Genomic DNA, 5,723 nt, shown 5'->3' on the forward strand with positions numbered 1-5,723 from the left:
GACCATTTGGCACCGGCACCCAGCCAAAGATCATTATCGCTGGTCAGGCTTGCACCCACTGTCGGTTGGACCGCGCCAATGCGCTTGGGCAGATCGTAGCTGACGAAAACCTCGTCGCCGATTACCTCTTCCTGAAAGTACGTATCGCCATATTGCACATGGATGCGGGCCGGTGCCTCGCTTTGTTGAAAGCAATCGGTCTGACATTCGTTCAGGTAGGTGTCTGTTGCGCTTACGATGATAAAAATCCAGGCAAACGTACTATCGGCCATCGGGGTCCTCACTGTCAGGTGCGATCAGGCCAAGCCCGCGCAGATAGATCCCGATCCCAGTTTCAAGCAGGTCTTCGGGGGGAAAGGGGCTTTTGGTGCCGGGACTGGCACGCGCAAAAAGCTCAACCACGCCATGCGAGAGGGCCCAAATATGGGCGCTGAACATCTGGGGTGGGGGGCGTTTCTCGGCCGGAATATGTTGTGACAATTGTTCGGCCGCTTTTTCCAGAACGCCCATCGCGCGAGTGGCGACAGCATGCAGTTCTGACGAGCGGTTGATCGAAATGCCACTCTCGAACATCGCGATATAGTGGCCGGGATATTTGCGTGCAAAGGCCAGATAGGCCCGTCCGGTGGCTTCGAACGCTTTGAGCGCCGATGGCTGGCCATCGCCATAGGCGTATTCCATCAGGTCGCCGAACATCTCATAGCCTTGCAGCGCCGCGGCCGCGATCAGGTCCTCGCGGCCCTCAAAATGGCGGTAGACGGCGGCCGGTGTCACGCCGGCCTCGCGCGCGGCCTCGGACAGGGTAAACCCCGTCGGGCCGCGCTTTTCGATCAGCGTCAGACAGCCGTCGATCAGCGCCTCGCGCAGATTGCCGTGATGATACCCGCGTTTAGCCATGCCAGAGGTCAGGCCCCCCCAGGATCTTGTTGTCTGTGGGGGTGACGGCTGCTTCATCCTTCATCGGGTAATCAAGCTGGCCCAGCAGATGCCGGATCACCTGCACGCGGGCGCGGCGCTTGTCGTCTGAGCGGACAATCGTCCAGGGCGCATGATCCGTGTGGGTGCGCTCAAGCGTCTCCGCGATCGCGGCGGTATAGGCGTCCCATTTGCTGAGACCTTCGACGTCGATCCAGCTGAGCTTCCATTGCTTCAGCGGGTCTTTCTCGCGATCCAGAAAGCGTTTCAGTTGTGTTGCACGGCCGACGTTGAGCCAGATTTTGACCAGTGTGATCCCCTCATGGACCAGCATGTCCTCGAACTCGGGGACCTGCGCAAACCAGCGTTCACGTTGTTCCGGCGTGCAAAATCCGAAAACATGTTCGACGACGCCGCGATTGTACCAGCTGCGGTCAAAGATCGTGATTTCACCTTTCGCGGGCAGATGGGCGATGTAGCGTTGGAAATACCATTGCGCGGCTTCCACATCGGTTGGCTTGGACAGTGCCACCAGTTTCGCGCCACGCGGATTAAGGTTCTCGCGCAAGCGTTTGATTGTGCCGCCTTTTCCGGCTGCGTCACGCCCTTCGAATACCACCGCGATCCGGCGCCCCGTGTCACGCGCCCATGCCTGCATCCGGACCAGTTCGATTTGCAGGGCTGCCAGTTCGGCCTCGTATGCGCTGCGCTTCCAGCGGTCCTGATAGGGAAAGGCAGGGTTGATGATGTCATCCTTGTCGGCGGCTACAACCGCGTCACGTATGTCCGCAGGGGCATCTTCAGCAAAATAGCGGCTGATCCCGCCATCAAAAGGTAAATCCATGAAAACTCTCCCAAACCTCGCACCACCATATATGGGGGTTTGTGTCCGGAAGCGCAATTCGGCTTTCAACGCTTGGTGTGACTAAGGTTGCAGCCCTGCACGTAGCGCTGCGCGGTCAATCGCGCTGATCGCGGCCTGCGGGTCTGCGTGATGGGGCATATGGCCAACGCCCGGCAGGCGGGTTGTGTTCACTTGTGGCACGATTTTCGCGATCTCTTCGGCGTGAATGTGGATCGGCACGGTCGTGTCTTCCTCGCCGTGCAGAATCTCAATCGGCAGCGTCAGCTCCGGATACCGCTGGGAGAGTTGCACGACATGCGGGCGTGATGTGTTCACTTGCCGCGTATTGGCGCGCATGCTGGATGGCCGCAGCGTCAGACCGGCGCCGATGTGATCGGCATAGCCTGCGGGGGCGCTTTGTGGGGCAAAGGTCGCTTCAATGCTGCTATCCACCACAGAAGGCGGCACAAAGGCCGAGATTGCCGGGATTGTCACGACACCGCCAAAGGCGCTGCCATTGACGGTATAGTATCTGTCCAACCCGCCGGGCCATGGCATGGTGACGCCAGCAAAGGACACGATCGCTTTGGCATTCACAGGGCTGTTTTCATCCAGACCGGCCACCGCCCATGCATAGGACACGATCCCGCCAAAGCTGTGCCCTGCCACAATCGGATCGGTGATCCCGATCTTTTCGGCGGCTTCGCGCAGCATGGCTGCTTGCGCCTGCGGGCTGTCGCCCTCGGTCGCGGTCAGCCCGGTGGCAATGCCGGGCACCCTGTCAGTATACCCCAATCCGGGGCGATCAAAGGCTGTGACCGTATAACGGTCGGTCAGCCGGTTCATCAGATCAAACGTCCATTCGCGCAGGTTGCCACCCGCACCATGCAACAGCACCAGATGCGGCCCGCTGCCCTCCTGGACGTAATGCACTTGTCCGCCGGTGACATCGACGAACTGACCCAGCGGCGGGTATTGCGTGGTTGCCTGCGCGGCGCGGTATTGCGAGATCACGGCGGTTGCGAGCGCTGTCACACCGAGAATGACGGAAAGGGTTTTAACTGCCAATTTTATCCAACTCAAAATGGGTGGTCTGGTAAATTTCGTTTATCCAGTTTCCATATAGGAGATGCGCGTGACTTCTCCACCTATTTTGAGGTTGTTTCGTAGGGTCATCACCCGGATAATAATTCATAGGCACGTTGATCGGCGTGCCATTGCTGATATCGCGGTCATATTCCTGCTTGAGCGTGCCGCTATCATATTCAAAATGATTGAAAATATAGAGCGCGCGATGTGCCGTGTCCTCGACCAGTGCCGGACCTGCATCATCACTGGTAATCAACGTCTTCAGGCCGCCTGCCGCGTCAATTTCATCCTGACGCATCTCTGTCCACCGGCTGACAGGGATCACGCAATCATCCGAGAACCCGCGCAAATAGGGTGAGGCAGGGTCGGTGACATGGTGGCGGAAACAGCCAAAGGCTTTGTGATCCAAAAGATGTTTCTGCACACCATGGAAATAATTGATCATCGCCATGCCACCCCAGCAGACGCCAAAGGTGGAATGCACGTTGGTCTGGGTCCAGTCGAACACTTGGGTCAGCTCGTCCCAATAGGTCACATCATGGAACGGCAGGTGCTCGATCGGGGCACCTGTGATGATCAGCCCGTCATATTTCTCGTCCTTCACCTCTGAAAACGGGCGATAGAACTCTTCCATATGCTCGGCGGCGGTATTTTTCGTCTGATGTTCGGACATCCGCACCAGTGACAGTTCGATCTGCAAAGGGGTGGCCCCGATCAGGCGCGCGAACTGGTTCTCGGTCTGGATCTTTTTGGGCATCAGGTTCAGCAATGCAATCCGCAGCGGGCGGATGTCCTGACGGGAGGCAGTGTCTTCATCAAGCACCATAACGCCTTCGTTCGACAAAACGTTATAGGCGGGCAGGGCACTGGGCAGTTTAATAGGCATTGTTTACATCCAAGATAAGACGGCAGAGATAGGCGGCTTAGCCGCGCATCTCAAGGGCGTCAGCGATCATGCTGACAAAGCCCTCCGTATCCTTGACCTTCTCAACGGCGTGTTGCGGGACGGTGATGCCCCATTTATCTGCCATTGCCTGATAGCGTGGCTGGCGGTGCGCCAGCGCCTTGGCAAAGGCCCAACGGATGAAATCATCGGGGTTCACCTTGTCAGGGGCCACGTCGAATTCCGCCAGATAGGCGTTCCATGTCTCCAACAGAAAGGCCGGATCATAGGACATCGGTTTGGGTTCGCGATCAAAGCGCCGGATCAGTTCGGCGGTATGCTCGTCGGTGCCTTTGATCCAGACCATCAGCGTCTTGGCGGCCAGATCGGTCATGATCGGATCATCCGGATCATTCACATCGACCCATTCACAGATAGACCCGCCCGTGTCGCAAACAAAATGCGGGTACTGGTAAAGCCTGCTGGAACGTTCGATGAAATGACCCGTGTCATGCAGCGCCGCGATTTCGGCCTGCTGAAACTGGTCCTGACGTCGGGTGTATTCATCCCAAGGCAGGCCCCCCAAGTCAGGGTCGCCCGGTTTGCCCAGATAGGACGACATCGGGCGCAGATCGTTGAACGAGATATTCGAGCCGATATAGATGCTGTCCGAGCGCAGAAGATCGCGGAGGAAGGGCACCTTCATGGCTTCGCGCTTGGCGTTATCCGCAATCAGCTCACCCATGTACCGCGTCCCGATCCGGTAATCGATCGAGTAGTGAAACCAGTCACCTGTGCTGCGCAGCATGTTAGACAAATAGGTCTTGCCCAAGCCGGACATGGCAAAGAGCAGAACGCGTTTTTGGGGGGCGTTACGCCACTCGGATGCGGATGTGTAAATCATGGCGCTTTGGGTAACGGTGTAGACAAAAATCCGCCAGTGATTTTTTCATGGGCATCTTTTTATCCACGGTTGGTGACTTCATCACCAATCGAGGCTGCTCACCGTGATATCCAGACATGAACGGTTTTCAAACACAGGATGAACCCCATGGCATATACCGAGAAATTTCAGGCGATGGCTGATGCTGCCCGCGCGCAGGTCGAAGAAGTCAAACCCGAAGACGTCGACGCACTGATCGCGGCCGGTGCGGTAGCACTCGATATTCGCGATCAGGAAGAACACGAGGCCTATCACATCCCCGGTTCGATCAATATCAGCCGCGGCAAGCTCGAGATGAATGTCGAAGGCGAAATCTGCGACCTCGACACCACCATCCTGTGCTATTGCAACGCCTATAACCGCGGTGCGCTCTCGGCGGCAACGCTGAAAAACATGGGTTATCGCAACGCCAAGTTCATCGCAGGCGGCTTGGGCGCCTACCGCAAACTCTAGTCCTGTCAGGCTTTGTGCGGACCAGTTTCTCCGCCCAAAGCCGTTACGCCAGAACGCCGGGCCAGTTGGCATCCGCCGCCGCGATATGGCCAGGAATATCGCGTTCCCAGCGGCGGCGCACGCTGGTGGAGAAATTCAGGTAAAGCTTGTCGTCCACGATCGACCATGCCTCGGGAACAGTCGGTGCCGTATAGCCTTGGCTGACCGCATAGGCGCAATAACCGCCATATTGTGGCGCATAGCGGGCGGGATCAGCGGCAAATGCATCGCGGTTCTCGACCGATACGAACAGCCACGTCGCACCCATGTAATCAAACGTGATCTCGGGATTGCCCGCAACCGGTGCGCCTTGGGTGAAGTAGCCGACAACATCAGAGCCATCCACGGCGATGCCGTTCTCGGCATAAACCTCGGGAGTGGCCGCCATGGCGCGGGGGGCAAAGGCGGCGATTGCGGGTGCAGCGATGGCTGCCGTCAAAAGGTGGCGTCGTGTGATGGTCATGTCATGGCTCCTTGTGCGGGTATCGCTTTTCTTGTTCCCAATTGGGGCAAGTCAGCGCAGAAAAGCCAGAGGGCACACAGACATGTGACCTTTC

7 protein-coding genes and 1 pseudogene are annotated in these 5,723 nt (G+C 57.7%); 1 reads left to right on the plus strand and 7 read right to left on the minus strand.

Annotated features, from left to right (window positions below):
• The 6 genes and pseudogenes from VGP75_RS10580 to VGP75_RS10605 all read right to left on the minus strand — a co-directional run.
• A pseudogene (locus tag VGP75_RS10580) lies at positions 1-272 on the minus strand (acyloxyacyl hydrolase); the annotation flags it as partial.
• A complete protein-coding gene (locus VGP75_RS10585; RefSeq protein WP_327543632.1) occupies positions 262-897 on the minus strand; it encodes a TetR/AcrR family transcriptional regulator in 636 nt (211 codons plus the stop codon). The pseudogene VGP75_RS10580 and the gene VGP75_RS10585, both read right to left, overlap by 11 nt.
• Positions 890-1,759 carry a polyphosphate kinase 2 gene (ppk2, locus tag VGP75_RS10590; protein WP_327543633.1) on the minus strand — a complete coding sequence of 290 codons (870 nt, stop codon included), beginning with the start codon at positions 1,757-1,759 and terminating at the stop codon, positions 890-892. Before ppk2 ends, VGP75_RS10585 begins: the two co-directional genes overlap by 8 nt.
• Before the next feature lie 81 nt (positions 1,760-1,840).
• Positions 1,841-2,827: an alpha/beta fold hydrolase gene (locus VGP75_RS10595; protein WP_327543634.1), complete on the minus strand. Its 987-nt coding sequence runs from the start codon at positions 2,825-2,827 to the stop codon at positions 1,841-1,843.
• Positions 2,817-3,734: a homoserine O-acetyltransferase MetA gene (gene metA, locus VGP75_RS10600; RefSeq protein ID WP_327543635.1), complete on the minus strand. Its 918-nt coding sequence runs from the start codon at positions 3,732-3,734 to the stop codon at positions 2,817-2,819. The genes VGP75_RS10595 and metA overlap by 11 nt, the downstream gene beginning before the upstream one ends.
• Positions 3,735-3,771: 37 nt before the next feature.
• A complete protein-coding gene (locus VGP75_RS10605) occupies positions 3,772-4,635 on the minus strand; it encodes an ATPase (protein WP_327543636.1) in 864 nt (287 codons plus the stop codon).
• A gap of 147 nt (positions 4,636-4,782) precedes the next feature.
• Here VGP75_RS10605 and VGP75_RS10610 point away from each other — a divergent pair, with 147 nt between their 5' ends.
• Positions 4,783-5,127, plus strand: coding sequence for a rhodanese-like domain-containing protein (locus tag VGP75_RS10610; RefSeq protein WP_327543637.1), 345 nt, complete (start codon positions 4,783-4,785; stop codon positions 5,125-5,127).
• Between the two features lie 43 nt (positions 5,128-5,170).
• Here the strand turns inward: VGP75_RS10610 and VGP75_RS10615 are convergent, their stop codons facing one another.
• Positions 5,171-5,629: a YHS domain-containing (seleno)protein gene (locus VGP75_RS10615; RefSeq protein ID WP_327543638.1), complete on the minus strand. Its 459-nt coding sequence runs from the start codon at positions 5,627-5,629 to the stop codon at positions 5,171-5,173.
• Positions 5,630-5,723: the final 94 nt, after the last annotated feature.

The sequence above is a fragment of the Yoonia sp. genome (assembly GCF_036007805.1).
Taxonomy (GTDB): domain Bacteria; phylum Pseudomonadota; class Alphaproteobacteria; order Rhodobacterales; family Rhodobacteraceae; genus Yoonia.